This window comes from Pantoea sp. USHLN298, from assembly GCF_037149395.1.
Taxonomy (GTDB): domain Bacteria; phylum Pseudomonadota; class Gammaproteobacteria; order Enterobacterales; family Enterobacteriaceae; genus Pantoea; species Pantoea astica.
The window spans coordinates 724943-745564 of record NZ_JBBCRO010000001.1 but is presented as its reverse complement, the minus strand read 5'-3'; the positions used below and the strand labels follow the sequence as shown (position 1 = coordinate 745564).

Sequence of the window (20622 nt, the reverse complement as noted above, 5' to 3'; positions counted from 1 at the left end):
GGCATTTACAGCCCTAAGCGGAACCCTTGTATGGACTATCAGCTCGATCTCAACTGGCCCGATTTTATTCAACGCTACTGGCAAAAACGTCCGGTCGTGCTGAAGCGTGGCTTCAAAAACTTTGTCGATCCTCTCTCCCCGGATGAACTGGCCGGACTGGCGATGGAAAACGAGGTGGATAGCCGCCTGGTCAGTCATCAGGATGGCAAATGGCAGGTCAGTCACGGCCCGTTTGAGAGCTACGATCATCTGGGTGAGAATAACTGGTCCCTGCTGGTTCAGGCAGTTAATCACTGGCATGAACCTTCTGCCGCCCTGATGCGCCCTTTCCGTTTTCTGCCTGACTGGCGTATCGATGATCTGATGGTCTCATTCGCCGTGCCGGGTGGCGGTGTCGGCCCGCATTTCGACCAATATGACGTGTTCATTATTCAGGGCAGTGGTCGTCGTCGCTGGCGTGTCGGTGAAAAAGTGCCGATGAAACAGCACTGTCCGCACCCTGACTTATTGCAGGTGGAGCCGTTCGACGCCATCATCGATGAAGAGATGGAGCCGGGCGATATTCTCTATATTCCACCTGGATTCCCGCATGAAGGCTATTCGCTGGAAAATGCGCTGAACTATTCGGTGGGCTTCCGCGCGCCGAGCGGCCGTGAGCTGATTAGCGGCTTTGCCGATTACACGCTGGCGAATGAGCTGGGTAGCCTGCGCTTTAGCGATCCTGATGTGCCGTCGCGCGATTGCCCGTCACAGATCCTGCCGCAGGAAATTGAAGGGATTCGTCAGGTGATGCTGGACGTGATTAACCAGCCGGAACATTTTGCGCAGTGGTTTGGCGAGTTTATTTCGCAGTCGCGTCACGAACTGGATGTTGCGCCACCAGAGCCGCCTTATCAGCCTGATGAGATCTATGACGCCCTGCAACAGGGTGATGCGCTGAGCCGGCTAGGTGGCCTGCGCGTGCTGACGATTGGCGATGCCGTTTACGTCAACGGTGAGCGGGTTGAGTGCTCGCATCCTGATGTCATGGCCGTTCTGGCCCATCATTACCGCATTACGCTGGAAGATCTGGGCGATGCGCTGGACGATCCGGCGGTACTGGCGCAGATCGCCGGGCTGGTGAATGCCGGTTACTGGTACTTTGGCGAAGAGTAACTGATCCTGAGGGCAGGCACGCCAGCCACCAGCCCTCAGCAAGCCCATCAACTCAACAGGCTCTCCGCCGTTAGCGGCAGAGAGCCTGCCTCAGTAAAAAGCCGTTCGCAACTTAACCTTTCTTCTGCGCCGCCAGTTCTGACAACCGCACAATCACGTCTACTGATTTCGCCATGATATTCAGCGAAGCAAACTCATGCTTGCCGTGATAGTTATAGCCGCCAGTAAACAGGTTCGGGCAGGGTAAGCCTTTCCATGACAGCGCGGAGCCATCCGTACCGCCACGAATCGGTTTCACCACCGGCTCAATTCCGCAGTCACGCATCGCCTGCAGCGCCAGTTCGATGATGTGCGGGAACGGCTCAACCTTCTCGCGCATATTACGATAGCTGTTGGTGATCTCTACGGTGACAGAGCAATCCTTGTGCAGGGTTTTGGTCATCTCCGTCGCAATCTGCTGCAACGTCTGTTTGCGCTGCTCAAAACTGTCGGTATCAAAGTCGCGAATAATGTAGTGCAGCTCAGCATGTTCAACCGTGCCTTTCATCTGATGCAGATGATAGAAGCCCTCATAGCCTTCGGTGTACTGCGGCTTTTCACTGGCGGGTACGGCGGCATGAAACTGATTAGCCAGATCCAGCGCATTCACCATCACCCCTTTGGCTGAGCCTGGATGGACATTGTTGCCCACGATTTTGACCGTGGCTGAGGCGGCATTAAAGTTTTCATACTCAAACTCACCCAGATCGCTGCCGTCGACGGTGTAGGCCCAGTCAGCGGCAAAACCTTCGACATCAAAATGCGAGGTGCCACGGCCGATCTCTTCGTCAGGCGTAAAGGCCACGCGGATGGCGCCATGCGGAATATCGCTCTCCACCAGCCGGGCCATTGCGGTCATGATTTCGGCGATGCCCGCTTTATCGTCCGCGCCCAGCAGGGTTTTGCCATCGGTGGTGATCAGCGTGTGGCCGATCAGCTTGTGCAGCACCGGAAACATCACCGGCGACAGAATCTCATCGCCATTGCCCAGCGCAATGTCACCGCCGCGATAGTTTTCAATAATCTGTGGATTAACGTGCTTCGCAGTGAAATCAGGCGAGGTATCCATATGGGAGATAAAACCAATCACCGGGGTAGGCCAGTCAACATTGGCGGGCAAAGTGCCCATCACACAGCAGTGGTCGCTTAACGTGACGTCAGCAAAGCCCAACGCCAGCAGCTCTTCCTGCAGCTGACGCGCCAGCGTCCACTGCCCTTCACTGCTCGGCACCTGACGCGCCTGCGGTTTCGCCTGGGTTTCGACTGCGACGTAGCTCAAAAAACGCTCTAGTAACTGTTCCATATCCCATCCTTTAAAAGTGCTGTCCGTTATTATTCACGGACCAGCCGGACGCAACGTTGCGTCAAATCATTAGCTGACAGGTTAGCGCTGTCGATCCCCTTTGGGAAAGCGATCCCGTCGAAAAAAAGCCGGATTGTGAGATTATTGCGGCAGGTCTCGCAATGTGTTGTTAACAATCCCGATTATCGGCTGCCCGGCGTGGTCAAAACATGGCAATGACACAGTTTTCAGGTATCATCCGCCCCTTCTTGCTGGCTGGCTGCGGTAGGCGGCTATGCTGTAACCTGATCGACCTTTGACAGACTGAGACTAAAATGACGCAAACACGCGCACAGCAGGCGCTGGTTACGCTTTCTGGCATCAGTAAAGCCTTCGATGGCAAAACCATCATTGATGATTTTAATCTGACCATTCACCATGGCGAATTTATCACGCTGCTTGGCCCCTCGGGCTGTGGCAAAACCACCATTCTGCGCCTGATTGCCGGGCTGGAAGAGGCCGATAGCGGGCGCATCCTGCTGGACAACCAGGATATTACCGATACCGTTGCTGAACATCGTCACGTCAATACGGTGTTTCAGAGCTACGCACTGTTCCCGCATATGACGGTGTTCGAGAACGTCGCCTTTGGTTTGCGGATGCAAAAAACCCCGGCGGCGCAGATCACTACCCGGGTCACTGATGCGCTGGCGATGGTGCAGCTGGAGAGCTTTGCCGATCGCCGTCCGCATCAGCTGTCGGGCGGACAGCAGCAGCGTGTTGCTATCGCCCGTGCGGTGGTCAACCGGCCAAAGGTGCTGTTGCTGGATGAGTCGCTCTCTGCGCTGGATTATAAGTTGCGTAAGCAGATGCAGAACGAGTTGAAAGCGCTGCAGCGTAAGCTGGGTATTACCTTTGTTTTCGTCACCCACGATCAGGAAGAGGCGCTGACCATGTCCGATCGGATTGTGGTAATGCGCGACGGAAAAATTGTGCAGGACGGTACGCCGCGTGAGATCTACGAAGAGCCTGATAACCTGTTTGTCGCCCGCTTTATCGGTGAGATCAACGTTTTTGATGCTGAAGTGATCGCCAGCGAAAACGCCCCACGGATTCGGGCGCGGGTAGAAGGCCGTGAGTGCGATATTCACTGCGCTTTCCCGGTCCGGACAGGTGACCGGCTGCATGTGATGCTGCGCCCGGAGGATTTGCGCGTGGAAGAGATCCACGGTGACAGCGCAGTGGATGGCCTGATCGGCTATGTCCGTGAGCGTAACTACAAAGGCATGACGCTGGAATCAACCGTTGAACTGGAGAACGGCAAGCTGGTGACGGTGAGCGAGTTCTTCAATGAAGACGATCCTGACTTTGACCACTCACTGAACCAGAAGATGGCGGTGAACTGGGTGCCCAGCTGGGAGGTGGTGTTGCCGTATGAAGCTGATGCGTAACGGTTTCCAGAAGAGCGTCATTGCGCTGATCGTCGGCTGGCTGGCGCTGTTTGTCTTTCTGCCTAACCTGATGATCTTTATCACCAGCTTTCTGACGCGTGATGATGCACACTTTGTCAGCGCGGTCTTTACCCTCAGCAACTACACGCGGCTGCTTGATCCGCTCTATGCCGAAGTGCTGCTGCATTCGCTCAACATGGCGCTGATCGCCACCCTCTGCTGTCTGCTGCTGGGCTACCCGTTCGCCTGGTGTCTGACAAAATTACCGGCGCGTCTGCGTCCGCTGATGCTGTTCCTGCTGATTGTGCCCTTCTGGACTAACTCCCTGATCCGCATTTATGGCCTGAAAATATTTCTCAGTACCCGTGGCTGGCTGAATGATTTTCTGCTGACGCTTGGCCTGATCGATAAGCCGTTTCGGATAATCTACACCCCGGAGGCGGTGGTGCTGGGCCTGATCTACATCCTGCTGCCGTTTATGGTGCTGCCGCTCTACTCCAGCCTGGAAAAGCTGGACAAGCCGCTGCTGGAAGCGGCGCGTGATTTAGGTGCCGGAAAAATACAGACCTTCTTTCGCATCATTCTGCCGCTCACCATGCCGGGCATTATTGCCGGCTGCCTGCTGGTGTTGATCCCGGCGATGGGGCTGTTCTACGTGGCTGATTTAATGGGCGGCGCGAAAAACCTGCTGATTGGTAACGTGATCAAAAGTCAGTTCCTTAATATCCGCGACTGGCCGTTTGGTGCCGCCACCAGCATCGTGATGACGCTGCTAATGGGCCTGCTGCTGCTGATTTACTGGCGCGTTGCGCGTCTGCTGAATAACAAGGTGGATTTAGGATGATGGCACGCCTGTTACGCGGCAGTTTTATGGCGGTGATTTACGCCTGGTTTTATATTCCGATTGTGATTTTGATCGTCAATTCGTTTAACGCCTCGCGGTTTGGCATTAACTGGCAGGGATTCACGACGCAGTGGTATCACCTGCTGCTGAACAACGACAGCCTGCTGCAGGCGGCGCAGCATTCGCTGATCATGGGGGTGCTGTCAGCCAGCTGTGCAACGTTGATCGGCTCGCTTACCGCCGTGGCGCTCTACCGCTACCGCTTTCGTGGCAAGCCTTTTGTCAGCGGTATGCTATTTGTGGTGATGATGTCGCCGGATATTGTGATGGCGATTTCGCTGCTGGTGCTGTTTATGCTGCTGGGGATCTCGCTGGGTTTCTGGTCGCTGCTGTTCTCACACATCACCTTCTGTCTGCCGTTTGTGGTGATCACCGTTTACTCGCGGCTGAAAGGTTTTGATGTGCGGATGCTGGAAGCGGCAAAAGATCTGGGTGCCAGCGAGACCACGATTCTGCGCAAAATTATCCTGCCGCTGGCGATGCCCGCCGTCGCGGCCGGCTGGTTGCTGAGCTTTACCCTCTCCATGGATGATGTGGTGGTCTCTTCGTTTGTGACCGGCCCGACCTTTGAAATATTACCGCTGAAGATTTACTCAATGGTCAAGGTGGGCGTCTCACCGGAGGTGAATGCGCTCGCCACCATTCTGATGCTGCTGTCGTTGCTGCTGGTAGCCGGCAGTCAGTGGTTACTGCGTGACAGAAATAAATAACCGGGGAATGATAATGAAAAAATGGTCTCACTGGCTGGCGGCTGGCGCGCTGGCACTGGGGATGCAGTCTGCCCAGGCGGACGACGGTAAAACGCTCTACTTCTATAACTGGACCGAGTATGTCCCGCCGGGCCTGCTGGAACAGTTTACTAAAGAGACCGGCATCAGGGTGATCTACTCGACGTATGAATCCAATGAGAGCATGTATGCCAAGCTCAAAACCTGGAAAGATGGCGCCTACGATCTGGTGGTGCCCTCAACCTACTTCGTGGCGAAGATGCGTAACGAAGGCATGTTGCAGAAGATCGATAAGAGCCAGCTGAGCAACTTCAGCAACCTTGATCCAAATCTGCTGAACAAGCCGTTCGATCCCAACAACGATTACTCTATTCCCTACATCTGGGGCGCAACGGCGATTGGCGTCAACCGTGACGAGATCGACCCTAAGAGCGTCACCCGCTGGGCCGACTTGTGGAAACCGGAATATAAGCAGAGCCTGTTGCTGACCGACGATGCGCGGGAAGTGTTTCAGATGGCGCTGCGTAAGCTCGGTTACTCCGGTAACACCCGCGATCCGGCGCAGATCAAGGCGGCTTATCAGGAGCTGAAAAAGCTGATGCCGAACGTGCTGGCGTTCAACTCCGACAATCCGGGCAACCCCTACATGGAAGGTGAAGTGAATCTGGGGATGATCTGGAATGGCTCAGCCTATGTAGCCCGTCAGGCGGGAACGCCGCTGGAAGTTGTCTGGCCCGAAGAAGGCGGCATTTTCTGGATGGATAACCTGGCCATTCCTGCTAACGCGAAAAACAAAGCGGGCGCGCTGAAGCTGATTAACTTCCTGCTGCGCCCCGACGTAGCGGCAAAAGTGGCAGAGACCATCGGCTATCCAACGCCGAATCTGGCCGCCAGAAAACTGCTGCCAGCGGCGGTGGCGAACGATCCGTCACTCTATCCGTCCGATGAAATCATTCAGCACGGCGAATGGCAGGATGATGTCGGCGATGCCAGCGTGCAGTATGAGACGCTGTTCCAGCAGCTGAAAGCGGGCCGTTAAGCCTGATAACCGGGCGGCAACAGCCGCCCGATTTATTTGTACAGGCCGCGCAGCAGCGTATGCACGAACTCCGGCACCACTTCGCTGGCCAGGCCGTAGTGACGCTCGGCAAACTCATTGCCTACCTGGCTCGGCTCCAGGTTCAGCTCGACGGTGTGCGCGCCCTGCAGTTTGGCTTCATGCACAAAACCGGCTGCCGGATAGACATGGCCTGAGGTCCCGATAGCAATAAAGTAGTCGGCCTGCTCCAGCGCCTGATAGATCTGCTCCATGCCCAGCGGCATCTCACCGAACCACACCACATGCGGACGCAGCGCGGATGGAAACTGGCAGCAGGTACAGCGGTCATCCGGGGTGATATCACCGGTCCACTCAATCACCTGGCCGCTGTTGACACAGCGTACCTTCAGCAGTTCGCCATGCATATGCAGTACCCGCGCATTGCCGGCACGCTCATGCAGATTATCGATATTCTGCGTCACCAGCAGAAAGTTATCACCCAGCACCTGTTCCAGCTCCGCCAGCGCCAGATGGGCGGCATTGGGCTGAATCTCCGCCTGCTGCAGCTGCTGACGACGGGCGTTATAGAAACGTTGCACCAGCGCAGGATCGCGCTGGAAACCTTCCGGCGTGGCAACATCCTCAACATGATGTTCTTCCCACAAGCCGTCAGCGGCGCGGAAGGTGCGGATGCCGGACTCAGCAGAAATGCCAGCGCCGGTCAGCACCACCACATGCGGCTGCGGATGGGCGGCCAGTTCGGCCTGACGATCACGCTCGAAAATTCGCTGGCGAAAGCGCTGATGCACCTTTCTCCGGGTCTTTTTAAGGCGGGCAAGTCGTATGCGGCGACGTGGTGTACGCATAAAATCTCCTGGAGCAGCGGCTTCGGCGAGCCGCTATAAACAAATTCTGGGCTGAAAACACCCGATAATAACGGTTGCGCATGACAGCGCCATGCAGCAGAGGCCGAAAATGTGCGCGGCGCGAAGAGTGGATTCGCGCCGCGTGTCATTACTGTCCGCTCAATACCCGAGCCGGGTCGATGCGGCTGGCGCGTCTGGCAGGATACCAGCTGGCGACCAGGCTCAACACAATGGCGGTAATCAGAACGGAGAACACATCGATCCAGTGCAGCTCCGACGGCAGGAAGTCGATAAAGTAAATATCGCCCGCCAGCAGATGATGGCCGGTGAGTGACTCCAGCCCGCGTACCAGATGTGTCAGGTTGAGTGACACCAGCACGCCCACCACCACGCCGCTGACGCTGCCGAGCAGGCCTGCCAGCAGACCGTACCAGATAAAGATGGCGCGAATCAGACGATCTTTGGCACCGAGGGTACGCAGCACCGCAATATCACTGCTTTTGTCTTTGACCGCCATCACCAGCGTGGAAACGATATTAAAGCAGGCAACGCCAATCACCAGCACCATCGCCAGATACATGATGGCGCGAATCATCTGGATATCGCGATACATGTAGCCGTAGGTGCCGATCCAGCTTTTGATATAGACATAAGAGCGGGTCGCTTCGCCGGCATCCCGTACCAGCTTTACCGCCTGGAACGGGTCATTCATTTTTAACGCAATGCCGGTGACGCTGTTGCCCATATCCAGATAGTGCTGTGCATCAGCCAGCGGCACCAGCGCCAGACTGTGATCGAGCATGCCGCTCAGCTGCAGGATACCGCTGACCTGAAGCCGGATACGCTTCGGCTGCAGCAGCTTATTCTCCCCGTCGTTATTCGGGATCATGATGGTAATCCAGTCACCCTGTTTAACCTTCAGCGTATCCGCAATGCCGCCGCCGAGGATGATCTGCTGTTTACCGGCGGCAAAAGTGGACCAGGCGTTGCTGGCGACAAACTGCGGCAGCGCGCTGAGACGCGGCTCCTGCGCCGGATCGACGCCTTTAACCTGCAGCGCTTCCAGCCGCGCACCGCTTTCAATCAGCCCGGTGAAGTTGATATAAGGCGCCGCCGCCGCAATGCCGGGGACCTTTTCAATCGGTGCAATCATCGACTGCCAGCGCTGAAACGGCTGATTTACCGCTTCAATCTCACCGTGCGGTACCACCGCCAGAATGCGGTTATTCAGCTCACGCTCAAACCCGTTCATCGCGCTCAGGCCGATAATTAACACCGCCACGCCCAGCGCAATACCGATGGTTGAGATCACCGAAATCAGCGATACCATGCCGCCACGGCGACGACCCCGGCTAAAGCGCAGACCTAACAGCAGCGATAACGACGATCCCATTACACCGCTCCTGCCATGCTCAGCTGTTCGCTTAACTGCCCGTCACGCATCTCCATCTGGCGCGACATCCGTTTCGCCAGCTGCAGATCGTGGGTCACCACCAGAAACGCGGTGCCCTGACGCACGTTAAGTTCACCCAGCAGGGCAAAAATCGCATCGGCATTGCGCGCATCGAGGTTACCGGTGGGCTCATCGGCCATCACCAGACGAGGACGGTTGACCAGCGCACGGGCAATCGCCACGCGCTGACGTTCACCGCCCGACAGCTCCGATGGCCGGTGAGCGGCGCGATGATCGAGTCCCACCGCGGCCAGCATCTCGCGGGCGCGATCCTGCGCTTCAGCTTTGGCCACTTTGCCAATCAGCAACGGCATCGCCACGTTCTCCAGCGCGCTAAAATCGGGCAGCAGATGATGAAACTGATAGATAAAGCCCAGCTCGCGGTTGCGCAGATCCGCTTTAGCCGAGGAGGACATGGCGTTCAGTGACTGACCATCAAATATCACATCGCCCGAGGTCGGCGCATCCAGACCGCCCAGCAGGTGCAGCAGGGTACTTTTGCCCGATCCCGAACTGCCGACGATGGCCGTCAGTTCACCAGGCTGCAGGCTGAAAGCCACATTGCGCAGCACATCGGTCTGCACGCTGCCTTCCTGATAGCGTTTACACAGGTCGCGACACTGCAACAAAGGAGAGTTACTCATAACGTAAAGCCTCAGCGGGTTGAACGGCGGCAGCGCGCCACGAAGGATAGAGCGTAGAAAGCAGCGCCACCACCATCGCGCTCAGGGCGATGGTCACCACTTGCCACAGATTAATGTCGACCGGCAGCGCGGCACCATCAAGGAACAGGCCGATCAGCGGCATCAGATTATTCAGCTGACTGGCCAGCAACACGCCCAGCAGCGTACCGAGTAAGGTGCCGATAATGCCGGCGCTGGCGCCCTGCACCATAAACACCGCCACAATCTGTCGGCGCGTCAGCCCCTGGGTTTGCAGGATCGCTACCTCGCCCTGCTTCTCCATAATCAGCAGGCCCAGTGAGGTGATGATGTTAAAGGCGGCAACGGCGATGATCAGGCTCAGCAGCAGCCCCATCATGTTTTTCTCCATCCGCACCGCCTGGAACAGATCGCCCTTGCGCTCACGCCAGTCTTTCCATACCAGCCCGGCTGGCAGGGTCTGCTGACTCAGGCTATCAACCTGCAGCGGCTTATCCAGCCACAAGCGCCAGCCGGTAATATTCCCGGCCGGATAGCGCATCACGCGCGACGCATCCTGCTGATTGACCAGAATCTGATAGCCATCAACTTCACTGTTGGCGGCATAGGTACCCGCCACGGTAAACAGACGCTGGCTCGGGACCCGTCCCATCGGGGTAAACTGGCTGACCGACGGCACCATCAGACGCAGCTGATCGCCGCGCTTCACGCCGAGCTGTGACGCCAGCTGCTCGCCGAGGATCACATTATATTGTCCGGGTTGCAGCACGCTCTGTTGGGTATTGACCAGAAAAGGGGTGAGCGGATCTTTTTCATCCGGCTGAATGCCGAGCATCACGCCCACCGAGACGCTGTGCGGGCTTTGCAGCACCACGTTGGCGGTGGTCAGCGGCGCAATGCGGCTGATGCCCTGCAACGCCAGGCTGGAAGCCGGTTGTTGTTGCGGGTTGATACTGCCTTTATCGCTGGTCACCAGCGCCTGAGGCATCAGCCCAAGAATGTTGCCTTCAAGCTCACGTTCAAAGCCGTTCATGACGGACAGAACCGTCACCATCGCCAGCACGCCAAGCGTAATGCCAATAGTAGAAAGCCAGGAGACAAAGCGACCGAAGCGATCCGATGCGCGTCCGCGCATGTAACGCAGACCGATAAATAGCGCGACAGGTTGATACATGGAATCCAGTAAGCCGTTGCCTGAAAATAGGTAGGGGGATGATAAAGGAGCCGCTGCCTTTATGAAACCTCTAACCCTCTGAGTCGGCGGCAAAGTTGTATCAGAACGGGTCAGGCTGCGCGACAAAGCGCCAGTATAGCGGCTAAAGCTGCGGGTTATTGGCGGATTATCCCGCAGCGATCGGGGTAGACTACAATCAGTAAGACGATAAGGCGTGACGTTATCGCACAGCGGTAAGAGGTAGCGACCATGTTTAAATTTCCCAAAGGCAGCATCGTAAAACATAAATCCGGGGAGATCAGAGGCGAAGTGATCAACGTCTTCGGGCAGGGAGATGCGCCCGCCGGCTACTACGTAAAATGGGATGATGGCAATCATAGCTATCATTCTGAGCAGGAATTAACCTGGGCGAACATTGACCGCCCGCGCATGTATTACACACAGCAATCCATAAAATAATCCTCAGCCCTGTCCGGCTGTTTACCCCGTCGCCACCGTGCGACGGCGGTTTTCCCCCGCCCTTCTTCTCGATTTGCCATCTACGCTGACCCTCGCTTATCCCGCCCGAACCGCGGGTTCCGCTCGCTGCCGCAGGAAAATTGTGCCGCAGAGGTGATCGCCATGACGTAATATGGAATGATTACGTCCTGGTAAAAATGGAGCAACCCCGAGATCCCATGTCCGAACAGACTCGCTATACCCTGCCCGTTAAATCCGGCGATCACCGTCAGCTCGGCCAGCTTATTGGCGCTGCGCACGCGGTGGAGTGTGCCAGCATTACCGAGCGACATGCCGGTCCGGTGTTAATGATTACGCCCGATACCCAAACCGCCCTGCGTCTGCTGGACGAGATCCGCCAGTTTACCGATCTGCCGGTGGCGCATCTTGCCGACTGGGAAACGCTGCCTTACGACAGTTTTTCACCGCATCAGGATATTATTTCCGCCCGTCTGTCGACGCTGTATGGATTGCCGGTAATGCAGCGCGGCATGCTGATTATGCCGGTCAATACCCTGATGCAGCGCGTCTGCCCGCACAGTTTCCTGCACGGCCATGCGCTGGTGATGAAACAGGGACAGAAACTGTCGCGCGATCGGCTGCGCGATCAGCTGGAGCAGGCGGGTTACCGTCATGTCGATCAGGTGATGGAGCATGGCGAATACGCCACGCGCGGTGCGCTGCTCGATCTCTTCCCGATGGGCAGCGACCAGCCCTACCGCATCGACTTTTTTGATGATGAGATCGACAGCCTGCGCCTGTTTGATGTCGACAGCCAGCGTACGCTGGAAGCGGTAGCGGAAATCAATCTGCTGCCTGCGCATGAGTTCCCCAGCGACAAGGCGGCGATTGAGCTGTTCCGCAGCCGCTGGCGCGAAATTTTTGATGTGCGCCGCGAGTCGGAGCACGTCTATCAGCAGGTCAGCAAAGGGACGCTGCCCGCCGGTATCGAATACTGGCAGCCACTGTTTTTTGAGCAGCCGCTGCCCAGCCTGTTCAGCTATCTGCCTGACAATACGCTGATTGTTAACTGCGGCGATCTGGAAGGGAGCGCGACCCGCTTCTGGCAGGATGCCGAAGCCCGCTATGAGAATCGCCGGGTCGATCCGATGCGTCCGCTGCTGGAACCCACCAACCTGTGGTTACGGCCTGATGCGTTAATGGGCGAGCTGAAAAGCTGGCCGCGTATCCAGATGACCAATGAGCAGCTGCCCGCGAAAGCCGCCAACACCAATCTGGGTTACCAGCCTCTGCCCGACCTGACAGTACAGGCGCAGGCTAAAGCGCCGCTGGATCATCTGCGTCAGTTCATCGAAACCTTTAGCGGTGCGGTGGTGTTCTCGGTTGAGAGTGAAGGTCGTCGCGAAAGCCTGCAGGAGCTGCTGGCGCGCATTAAACTCCGTCCTCAGGCGGTCAAACGCTTCGATCAAACCGGCGAAGAACGGTTCAGCCTGATGATTGGCGCCAGCGAGCGCGGCTTTATTGATACGCAGGGCAACCGGGCGCTGATTTGTGAAAGCGACCTGCTGGGTGAGCGCGTCAGCCGCCGCCGCCAGGATACCCGCCGCACGATTAACCCGGACATTCTGATTCGTAACCTGGCCGAGCTGCATCCCGGCCAGCCGGTGGTCCATCTTGAACATGGCGTTGGCCGCTACATTGGCCTGACTACGCTGGAAGCGGGCGGCATTCAGGCTGAATACCTGATGCTCTCCTACGCCAACGACGCCAAACTCTATGTGCCGGTCTCCTCGCTGCATCTGATCAGCCGTTACGCTGGCGGTGCCGACGATAATGCGCCGCTGCATAAGCTCGGCAGCGATGCCTGGTCACGCGCCCGGCAGAAAGCGGCCGAAAAAGTCCGTGACGTGGCGGCAGAACTGCTGGATATCTACGCTCAGCGTGCCGCCAAAACCGGTTTTGCCTTTAAACATAATCGTGAACAGTACCAGCTGTTCTGCGAAAGTTTCCCGTTTGAGACTACGCCCGACCAGGCGCAGGCGATCAATGCGGTGCTCAGTGATATGTGCGAGCCGCTGGCAATGGACCGCCTGGTATGCGGTGACGTGGGCTTTGGTAAAACCGAAGTGGCAATGCGCGCCGCGTTTCTGGCGGTTGAGAACAATAAGCAGGTGGCGGTGCTGGTGCCGACCACCCTGCTGGCGCAGCAGCACTACGATAATTTCCGCGATCGCTTCGCTAACTGGCCGGTGCGGATTGAAATGCTGTCGCGCTTTCGTACCGCCAAAGAGCAGGCCCAGGTGCTGGAGCAGGCCAGCGAGGGCAAGATCGATATTCTGATCGGTACCCATAAGCTACTGATGAGCGATCTCAAATGGCGCGATCTCGGCCTGCTGATCGTCGATGAGGAGCACCGCTTTGGCGTGCGTCACAAAGAGCGGATTAAAGCGATGCGGGCCGATGTCGATATCCTGACCCTGACCGCAACGCCGATCCCGCGGACCCTGAATATGGCGATGAGCGGCATGCGCGATCTGTCGATCATTGCCACCCCGCCGGCGCGCCGTCTGGCGGTGAAGACCTTTGTGCGTGAGTTTGACGATCTGGTGATTCGGGAGGCGATCCTGCGCGAAATATTGCGCGGCGGGCAGGTCTACTACCTCTATAACGACGTCGAAAATATCGAGAAAGCGGCACAGCGCTTAACCGACCTGGTGCCGGAAGCGCGTGTCGCCATTGGTCACGGTCAGATGCGTGAACGCGACCTGGAACGGGTGATGAATGATTTCCATCATCAACGGTTTAACGTGCTGGTGTGTACCACCATCATTGAGACCGGCATCGATATTCCAACCGCCAATACCATCATCATTGAGCGTGCGGATCACTTCGGTCTGGCGCAGTTGCATCAGCTACGGGGACGCGTCGGCCGATCGCATCATCAGGCCTACGCCTGGCTGCTGACGCCGCATCCTAAAGCGATGACGGCTGATGCGCAGAAGCGGCTGGAAGCGATCGCGTCGCTGGAAGATCTGGGTGCCGGTTTTGCGCTGGCGACGCACGATCTGGAGATTCGCGGTGCCGGCGAGCTGTTGGGTGAGGAACAGAGCGGCCAGATGGAGACGCTGGGCTTTTCGCTCTATATGGAGCTGCTGGAAAATGCGGTGGATGCCCTGAAAGAGGGTCGCGAGCCGTCGCTTGAAGATCTCACCAGCAACCAGACCGAAGTCGAGCTGCGGATGCCCGCCCTGCTGCCGGAAGAGTTTATTCCGGATGTCAGTACGCGCCTCTCCCTCTATAAACGGATCGCCAGCGCGGAGAGTGAGGATGAATTGCAGGAGCTGAAGGTAGAGATGATCGACCGCTTTGGCCTGCTGCCCGATCCGGCACGCAACCTGCTGGACGTGGCAATTTTGCGGCTAAAAGCGCGGGCGGTGGGCGTACGCAAGATTGAAGCCAGCGACAAAGGTGGCTATTTCGATTTTGCGCCAGATAACAGCGTTGATCCGACCTGGCTGATTGGCCTGCTGCAGAAAGATCCTAAACAGTGGAAGCTGGAAGGTCCGACGCGCTTACGCTTTACCCGTGAACTGTCGGAAAGGAAAGTCCGCATGGAATGGGTGCAGGGATTCGTATCACAACTGGCTGAAAATCGGGCCTAGCGCCCTTTCATTGCGGTGTTCGGCAAAGTGGAGTAAAAACAAAAAGGCGCATCTCAGGATGCGCCTTTTCTTTACTACTGTGCTGTGTGGCCGCTAATGCGGCAAAGCTTTGCCCAATTACGCCTGGTCGCTATTAAGAATCAGCTGACCATTGCGGTCCAGTGGGATACGTGTGCCAGGGTCATTTTCCATGCGGATTTTGCCCTGCTGGTCGCCTATTTTATAGGTCACGTCATATCCCAGCATTTTCTCTTGTTTATCATATACCGTTTTGCAGCGCTGCTCGGTTGTGGTGTAGGTATCACGGTTCTGCATACCGGCCTGGACCTGATTACCGGCATAACCACCGGCAACGGCACCTGCCACCGTCGCTACATCTTTACCGCGACCGCCACCAAACTGATGACCTAATACTCCACCCGCTACTGCACCTAATACCGAGCCAGCCAGACGGTTTTCATCCTGTACCGCACGACGATGCGTCAGCGTCACATTACGACACTCCTGACGCGGCTGCTTAATGCTCTCTTTGATGGGCGTTGCAGCCAGCACCTGTGCGTATTGTGGACCGCGATCAAACACATTCATGCCTGCCACGGCGGCAACACCTAACGCCGCTGCCACACCAATACCGATACCCGCTAACATTGATTTATTCACAGGAAGTTCCTCCTGAAAGTGTTACCGCGCATTCCTGCCGCTGAAGCATCCTCTTCAACTGAGGCAGATCGGCGTGCGCGACTCGCCGTGTTTCATGGGATTAAGTTTTACAGATGGACCGAAATTGCAACATCAGATAAATGGAGGAAAACGGTCACTCTGGCAACAGTGCCAGCTTTTAGGAGAGTTCCGAGGCGGAAAAAGCAGCAGCAATAACGGGTGAAACAGAGGAGTCAGACCTGAAAAATCAGTGGGATAGCCACTGCGCTAGCTGAAATTTAAGCGTGACGCCGCAGGGTGCTTGACGTTGCCTTAGTCAGGCTCCGTAACGGCACTTTACCGTAGCCCGTGTCACGCTTGCGGTAAATTAGCTGAGAGTGGCGGGCAGCTACACTGTTTTGTGGTGAACAGGATAAGCATTCCGGTTCCGTACCGTAATGCTTATCCTCTCGGCGATTTAGAAACGGTAGCCAACGGCGATATTAAAGCCATTGATGGCGACATCATCGTTATATTTGACCCTGGTACCTTCATAGCCAACACTGATGGACAGTGCGCTTATCGGGTTAACCACTACGCCTGCACCGTAAGCAAAGGAGGTTTTGCTTTCGTTATACTCTTCAGAGTATTGCGTCAGATAAGTGGTTTTATCTTCAACTTTGGTATGAGCCAGACCGATCAGACCATACAAGCTGACATAGTCATTGATACGATAGGCCGGACCCGCCATCAGTGAATAATATTTCAGCTCTGTTTTGCTGTCATACCCACCAATTTCATTAAAATAATCATTACGCTCGGAATAGGTGTCATCGCCTTTCATGTAGCTGAATGACCCGATAACGCTTAATGGGGAATCCCATTCATAACGATACTGAACATTCACCCCACGGATATTTTTAAAATCGTCCACCTTACTTTGCGCATAACCGACCGAGACGGTATGGTTATCCGCCAGCGCAGCGCTACCGGTAAACAGGCCACCACAAAGTAATGCCATTAACGCAATTTTGCTTTTCATTCCCGGATTATTCCTTTCAATAATTTAAAATTATTCCCCTGCGCTTCACGCAGGACTTCGTTCCCTGAATCACCAATATCCGACGGAAAGAGAATGTCGACTATCCATCCGCCTATACCGGACAGGAATTTCTTAGCGCACGCCGCGATTCGCTATCAGTGCGGAATCACCAGGTGCGCTGTTTAAGCACGTTAAGATTTCATGAACAAAAGACCGCTGCATTTTAAATTTTGTGACGCGACTACGCTTTTAAATTACTGGCATATGATATCAGTTGACAACCGCTAATTAATCAAAAAACCAGACCTTGAATCTGAACTCTATAGGCGATCTGCATTAATAAAATATGAAGTTAGCTCTTTTCAACTCTCATATAATTGGTGCCATCATTAAATCAAAAGCCGACCAGCGCATCAAGACCGGATATTGGTAAAATAGGCATTTTGGGAATATTATTAATGCACTTCTTACCTGTCTATTTGATTCTCAGACACGTTCAGCTTACCGATTCATTTAAATGCCTTATCGCGCTAACAACAGGTTCTGCGTTTCAGTAACAGAGATGTGTAACCCCGCCTTCGCTTGCTGACAGATAATCTGACACTCTTGCTATAAAGCATGACTTCGATAGCCTGGTTATTTGTGCAGAAACACCGGTGAACATATTTTATAAAGCCGGTTTCGTAGCGTTGCAGAGTTTTTAGTAGTCGCTGCTCAGCCACTGCTTCTGATTAACGAAACGCGGATCGGTCTCCACCAGACAGTGACTGTCGCTGGAGGGTTTTAGCTGCCGGTCGCATTCAGTACAGCCGCTGTATTAACCCGCAGGAAAATCCCTTCGTTACCGGTTTCGGCGGCGATACAGGCGTAATCCGGAAGACTGGCTCAAGGCGGGTTAACGCGGATTTACAGCATGAAAGCCTGCCTGCAACTGATGTTACAGAAGGCGACACGACGAAGGGATAAGCAAATTGCAGACCGGAAAAAAACAGTCCATTTTTCAGAGGTGCCTCGCAATTTATGTCTTAGCTATCAGCGAGTTCACCCGGAAGAAGGTGTATATTTGAACAGGATAAAACAGGAAAGGAAGAGCATAACGAGAGATTATTAGCGCGGGCTGAAGGTGTCTCACCACCGACAGCCCACTGACCACAAGCAACTGATAAGGAGTTGATTATGGCTGAGACACATCATAAGCCAGGCACCACCACACCCACAACCGCCGCCAGCAGATCGCAGGCACATTATTACAGAGTGGGGTACCGGCCTAACAGAGGCCAGCCGAACCCGCTGCCACAGCTCACCATCAACGGCCGCTGGCTGGAAGCGCTGGGTTTTATGACCGGGCAGAAGATTGAGGTGATCACCGGGCCAGGACAGCTGATTATCCGGCTGGCTGAAGAGTGATCGGCAGGTAAAAATATCCCGGCCTGATTGGGCCGGGATCGCTGTTTACTGCGGATCGGATGGGGGAGATTTTCGGGCTTTACGTTCATCTATTTTGGCGAAGATCCATGATCTTATGGCAGCCGCTGTTCCTGCTATAGTACTAGCAACCAAAATGTGTTTGATATCTGATTGTTCAATATGCACGTTATGGTTAATGATAAGTTTTACAGTTACCAAGGCTAGAGAAAAAAATATTAAACAGCAGAAAACCATATATGCAACACTCAGAAATAATAAACCTATAGTAGGACTATTTTTTCTTTTCATTTATCCCATCCTTTACAGCGTTACCAATAAACTCTCCTCCTATCGAACCGATTATATCGCCAACAGGAGCTGAGCCTGTACCTAAAACAGGGTCAAATAAAGGTGGCGCAATAAGGCCAACTGCTGTACCAAATGCCCAGCCAGCTCCTGCGCCAGTTAAAGCACCTTTATCAGGCCCATCAGTAAATAGGGTTCCACCCGCCGCGATACCAGCATTTGCCCACACGCCCCGCCCCGGTGCCAGCGCACCAGTCACAGCCGCAGAAGCGCTTCCCCAGTAATCCCATGTTTTCTGCTGATTTTCAGGCAAGCTCTGATTCTTCTCACTGTTTATATCAAACCACTGGTAAGTTCCATTCGCTATTTCAGCGATGGTTGCACCTGCCACAACTTTACCCACCGAGGCCGCCGGACCTAAATAAGCCGCCCCTGCTATCAACACACCATCTTTATATCCATTCACGATGACTTTGGTGATATTAGCGCCTTCCGGTAAGTCTCCCTTCGCCAGTTTGTCCAGACCCGCCTGTTTCTGCTCCGGCGTCAGACCATTAGCTTCCGCATACTGGTTCCAGGATTTTACTGCCGCACCGTAGCTGTTCATCCCCGTACCAAAGCTCAGCGCATTATTCTCAACCGCGTTCTTACCCGCCTGCGCACCCGCCACAACATCCGCCGTGCTGTCACCCGCTACGCCGCCCGCAAGACCCGCCGCTAACGTCCCCAGCGCACTTATCGTCTGCCGCTGCTCCTCAGACAGGTCTTCGCGCTTAACTCCCGGATACATCTGCTGCGCGATGTACTCGCCCATCGCCGCACCCGAGGCACCCGCAAGTGCAGGATTACCCGACGCGTATGACGTCACCGCGCCCACCACCGCGTGCGCAATCAGGTTTGCCTGAACGTTCACCACCTCTTTGCCGTCCGGGCCTTTTGTGGTCGTCAGCGTATGTATCTGCTCCGCCAGATAAGGTGCGGCCGCCCCGCTCACCGCCTGGGCAATGTTGCCCCCCGCCAGCCCCTGAATCGCCGCCGTCGCCGCCTGGATACCCTGCTGCACCGGCCCGCCGGTTCCCATTCCGCCAGCCAGCATCTCCCGGTTGTACAGCGTCTGATAGACCTGTCCGGTGATGTCGGCCATGGTCGGCTCCTGACCCGGGTTCGCTTTCCGCCACTGCGCCTCGGCGTCCTTCTTCTGGTCCGGTGAGATGTTCTTCATCTTCTCCGTGGCCGCTCTGGTAGCCGCAATCTCACCCTGCGTCCGCGCAATATCCCCCGCCTGGCTGCCGATTTCCGCCAGCAGCTGCGCCGTCTCCATCCGCCGCTGCTCTTTCTCCTTATCGAAGATTTTATCCAGCCCCGGATTCGCACCAGCCACGTCGCGGCTCAGGTCCGCCACGTCCTGCGTCTGGTGCGTCTTGTCCCGGATGACTATCTTACCGTCGCTCACCGCCGACTTCGTCAGCGAGTCCGCGCTGCCGCTGTCGTTCAGCCCCGCCAGCAGCCCGTTCGCCATGTTGCCGGCAAACTGTCCGCCGATGCTGCCGCCGGTGCTGATGCCCGCGCTCTGGTGCTCTGTTTTGTAATCCGCGTGGTTCGCGATGTCGCCGAAGCCCAGTGTGCCGGTGTCGAGCCGGTTTTTATCCGCCGTCGCCGTACTCGCGATGACAGCACCGTTCAGCTGCGTGTGCTCACCCACGGTCACGTCAAAGCCGCCCTTCCCGGCGAAGATGCCGGTCTGTTCCGCCACGCTCTGCCAGTTGCTGTGCATCTTATCCTGGCTGAGGTTCACGCTCGCGGATCCGGTCATCGAGCCGAAGGTGAAGCTGCCGCCCGCGCTGGCGCTCTGCTGCTGACTGTCGTAGCGGTCGCTGTCCTGCTCTGAGGTCAGCGTCAGGTTGCGTCCGCTCTCCACCGTCACGCGTTCGCCGCGCGCCTGCGCGCCGGTCAGCGTGGTGTCGCGTCCGGCGTTCAGGCTGAGGTCCCTGCCCGCCTCCAGCATGGTTTCGGTGTGGGTCAGCCCGTTGCCGTTCTCTCGGCCTTTGCCCGCGTTGACGCTGGCCGACACGCTGATGCCGTAGCCGCCCGACCCGGCGGTCAGGCCGATACCCAGGCTGCCGCCCTTGCTGCTGTTAGTGCTGTCGGTGCGCTCGCTGTTCTGCGCTGAAAGCAGGCTGATGTCGTTTTTCGCCGTCAGCCCGAGGTCGCCGCCCGCCTGAAGCTGACTGCCCTGCACGAGGATGTTGCCCGCGCTGCCCGGCTGTGCACCGGTAGCGGTGATGGCCAGGTTACCGCCCGCGCCCAGCGTACTGCCACTACACCTCTGCATCCTTCTTCTGCTCTGGCTTTAT

16 protein-coding genes and 1 pseudogene are annotated in these 20622 nt (G+C 56.1%); 8 read left to right on the top strand and 9 right to left on the bottom strand.

Annotation, left to right across the window (positions count from 1 at the left end):
• Positions 1–30: 30 nt before the first annotated feature.
• The gene (locus WFK59_RS03585) at positions 31–1155 is read left to right on the top strand and encodes a ribosomal protein uL16 3-hydroxylase (RefSeq protein WP_233984600.1); all 1125 of its coding nucleotides are present in this window, start codon (positions 31–33) and stop codon (positions 1153–1155) included.
• 112 nt (positions 1156–1267) lie between these two features.
• Here WFK59_RS03585 and pepT read toward each other — a convergent pair whose 3' ends face one another.
• Positions 1268–2497, bottom strand: a complete 1230-nt coding sequence (gene pepT / locus WFK59_RS03580; protein WP_233984601.1) for a peptidase T — start codon at positions 2495–2497, stop codon at positions 1268–1270.
• Between the two features lie 314 nt (positions 2498–2811).
• Here pepT and potA point away from each other — a divergent pair, with 314 nt between their 5' ends.
• The 4 genes from potA to potD are packed head-to-tail and all read left to right on the top strand — an operon-like array spanning position 2812 to position 6598.
• Entirely contained in the window at positions 2812–3927 is a 1116-nt protein-coding gene (gene potA, locus WFK59_RS03575; RefSeq protein ID WP_233984602.1) for a spermidine/putrescine ABC transporter ATP-binding protein PotA, read from the top strand.
• Positions 3920–4771 carry a spermidine/putrescine ABC transporter permease PotB gene (potB, locus tag WFK59_RS03570; protein ID WP_336755136.1) on the top strand — a complete coding sequence of 284 codons (852 nt, stop codon included), beginning with the start codon at positions 3920–3922 and terminating at the stop codon, positions 4769–4771. Before potA ends, potB begins: the two co-directional genes overlap by 8 nt.
• A complete protein-coding gene (gene potC / locus WFK59_RS03565) occupies positions 4768–5541 on the top strand; it encodes a spermidine/putrescine ABC transporter permease PotC (protein ID WP_336755018.1) in 774 nt (257 codons plus the stop codon). Before potB ends, potC begins: the two co-directional genes overlap by 4 nt.
• A gap of 13 nt (positions 5542–5554) precedes the next feature.
• Complete coding sequence (potD, locus tag WFK59_RS03560) at positions 5555–6598, top strand: spermidine/putrescine ABC transporter substrate-binding protein PotD (protein ID WP_233984604.1); 1044 nt, start codon at positions 5555–5557, stop codon at positions 6596–6598.
• Positions 6599–6630: 32 nt separating this feature from the next.
• On the opposite strand, the gene cobB is transcribed toward potD, so the two are convergent.
• The 4 genes from cobB to lolC all read right to left on the bottom strand — a co-directional run bounded on the left by cobB (position 6631) and on the right by lolC (position 10753).
• Positions 6631–7464 (bottom strand): Sir2 family NAD+-dependent deacetylase, encoded by an 834-nt coding sequence (gene cobB, locus WFK59_RS03555; RefSeq protein WP_031374476.1) that lies wholly within the window; start codon positions 7462–7464, stop codon positions 6631–6633.
• Positions 7465–7612: 148 nt separating this feature from the next.
• Complete coding sequence (lolE, locus tag WFK59_RS03550; RefSeq protein WP_233984605.1) at positions 7613–8857, bottom strand: lipoprotein-releasing ABC transporter permease subunit LolE; 1245 nt, start codon at positions 8855–8857, stop codon at positions 7613–7615.
• Complete coding sequence (gene lolD, locus WFK59_RS03545) at positions 8857–9561, bottom strand: lipoprotein-releasing ABC transporter ATP-binding protein LolD (RefSeq protein ID WP_094120409.1); 705 nt, start codon at positions 9559–9561, stop codon at positions 8857–8859. Before lolD ends, lolE begins: the two co-directional genes overlap by 1 nt.
• Positions 9554–10753 (bottom strand): lipoprotein-releasing ABC transporter permease subunit LolC, encoded by a 1200-nt coding sequence (lolC, locus tag WFK59_RS03540; RefSeq protein WP_233984606.1) that lies wholly within the window; start codon positions 10751–10753, stop codon positions 9554–9556. Before lolC ends, lolD begins: the two co-directional genes overlap by 8 nt.
• Positions 10754–11002: 249 nt before the next feature.
• On the opposite strand from lolC, the gene WFK59_RS03535 reads away from it, so the two are divergent.
• Positions 11003–11212: a hypothetical protein gene (locus WFK59_RS03535; protein WP_233984607.1), complete on the top strand. Its 210-nt coding sequence runs from the start codon at positions 11003–11005 to the stop codon at positions 11210–11212.
• Between the two features lie 218 nt (positions 11213–11430).
• On the top strand, positions 11431–14874 hold the full coding sequence (gene mfd, locus WFK59_RS03530; protein WP_233984608.1) for a transcription-repair coupling factor: 3444 nt from the start codon (positions 11431–11433) through the stop codon (positions 14872–14874).
• Between the two features lie 117 nt (positions 14875–14991).
• Here the strand turns inward: mfd and WFK59_RS03525 are convergent, their stop codons facing one another.
• Both WFK59_RS03525 and WFK59_RS03520 read right to left on the bottom strand, forming a co-directional pair.
• A complete protein-coding gene (locus WFK59_RS03525) occupies positions 14992–15534 on the bottom strand; it encodes a glycine zipper 2TM domain-containing protein (RefSeq protein ID WP_094120406.1) in 543 nt (180 codons plus the stop codon).
• A gap of 457 nt (positions 15535–15991) precedes the next feature.
• The gene (locus WFK59_RS03520; protein ID WP_233984609.1) at positions 15992–16555 is read right to left on the bottom strand and encodes an Ail/Lom family outer membrane beta-barrel protein; all 564 of its coding nucleotides are present in this window, start codon (positions 16553–16555) and stop codon (positions 15992–15994) included.
• 1176 nt (positions 16556–17731) lie between these two features.
• Between WFK59_RS03520 and WFK59_RS03515 the strand changes: the two genes are divergently transcribed.
• Positions 17732–17962, top strand: a complete 231-nt coding sequence (locus WFK59_RS03515) for a SymE family type I addiction module toxin (protein WP_336755014.1) — start codon at positions 17732–17734, stop codon at positions 17960–17962.
• A 45-nt stretch (positions 17963–18007) separates the two neighbouring features.
• Here the strand turns inward: WFK59_RS03515 and WFK59_RS03510 are convergent, their stop codons facing one another.
• Together WFK59_RS03510 and WFK59_RS03505 are read right to left on the bottom strand one after the other, a co-directional pair.
• Positions 18008–18271 carry a hypothetical protein gene (locus tag WFK59_RS03510; RefSeq protein WP_233984611.1) on the bottom strand — a complete coding sequence of 88 codons (264 nt, stop codon included), beginning with the start codon at positions 18269–18271 and terminating at the stop codon, positions 18008–18010.
• Positions 18255–20600: pseudogene (locus WFK59_RS03505) on the bottom strand (hemagglutinin repeat-containing protein); the annotation flags it as partial. The gene WFK59_RS03510 and the pseudogene WFK59_RS03505, both read right to left, overlap by 17 nt.
• Between the last annotated feature and the right edge of the window lie 22 nt (positions 20601–20622).

Excerpts from the sequence above, each read along its gene's own strand:
- WFK59_RS03515 (WP_336755014.1), top strand. The coding sequence starts at position 17,732 with ATGGCTGAGACACATCATAAGCCAGGCACCACCACACCCACAACCGCC.
- cobB (WP_031374476.1), bottom strand. The coding sequence starts at position 7,464 with ATGCGTACACCACGTCGCCGCATACGACTTGCCCGCCTTAAAAAGACC.
- potC (WP_336755018.1), top strand. The coding sequence starts at position 4,768 with ATGATGGCACGCCTGTTACGCGGCAGTTTTATGGCGGTGATTTACGCC.
- WFK59_RS03585 (WP_233984600.1), top strand. The coding sequence starts at position 31 with ATGGACTATCAGCTCGATCTCAACTGGCCCGATTTTATTCAACGCTAC.
- potD (WP_233984604.1), top strand. The coding sequence starts at position 5,555 with ATGAAAAAATGGTCTCACTGGCTGGCGGCTGGCGCGCTGGCACTGGGG.
- potA (WP_233984602.1), top strand. The coding sequence starts at position 2,812 with ATGACGCAAACACGCGCACAGCAGGCGCTGGTTACGCTTTCTGGCATC.
- WFK59_RS03535 (WP_233984607.1), top strand. The coding sequence starts at position 11,003 with ATGTTTAAATTTCCCAAAGGCAGCATCGTAAAACATAAATCCGGGGAG.
- potB (WP_336755136.1), top strand. The coding sequence starts at position 3,920 with ATGCGTAACGGTTTCCAGAAGAGCGTCATTGCGCTGATCGTCGGCTGG.
- WFK59_RS03520 (WP_233984609.1), bottom strand. The coding sequence starts at position 16,555 with ATGAAAAGCAAAATTGCGTTAATGGCATTACTTTGTGGTGGCCTGTTT.
- lolC (WP_233984606.1), bottom strand. The coding sequence starts at position 10,753 with ATGTATCAACCTGTCGCGCTATTTATCGGTCTGCGTTACATGCGCGGA.
- lolE (WP_233984605.1), bottom strand. The coding sequence starts at position 8,857 with ATGGGATCGTCGTTATCGCTGCTGTTAGGTCTGCGCTTTAGCCGGGGT.
- lolD (WP_094120409.1), bottom strand. The coding sequence starts at position 9,561 with ATGAGTAACTCTCCTTTGTTGCAGTGTCGCGACCTGTGTAAACGCTAT.
- WFK59_RS03510 (WP_233984611.1), bottom strand. The coding sequence starts at position 18,271 with ATGAAAAGAAAAAATAGTCCTACTATAGGTTTATTATTTCTGAGTGTT.
- pepT (WP_233984601.1), bottom strand. The coding sequence starts at position 2,497 with ATGGAACAGTTACTAGAGCGTTTTTTGAGCTACGTCGCAGTCGAAACC.
- mfd (WP_233984608.1), top strand. The coding sequence starts at position 11,431 with ATGTCCGAACAGACTCGCTATACCCTGCCCGTTAAATCCGGCGATCAC.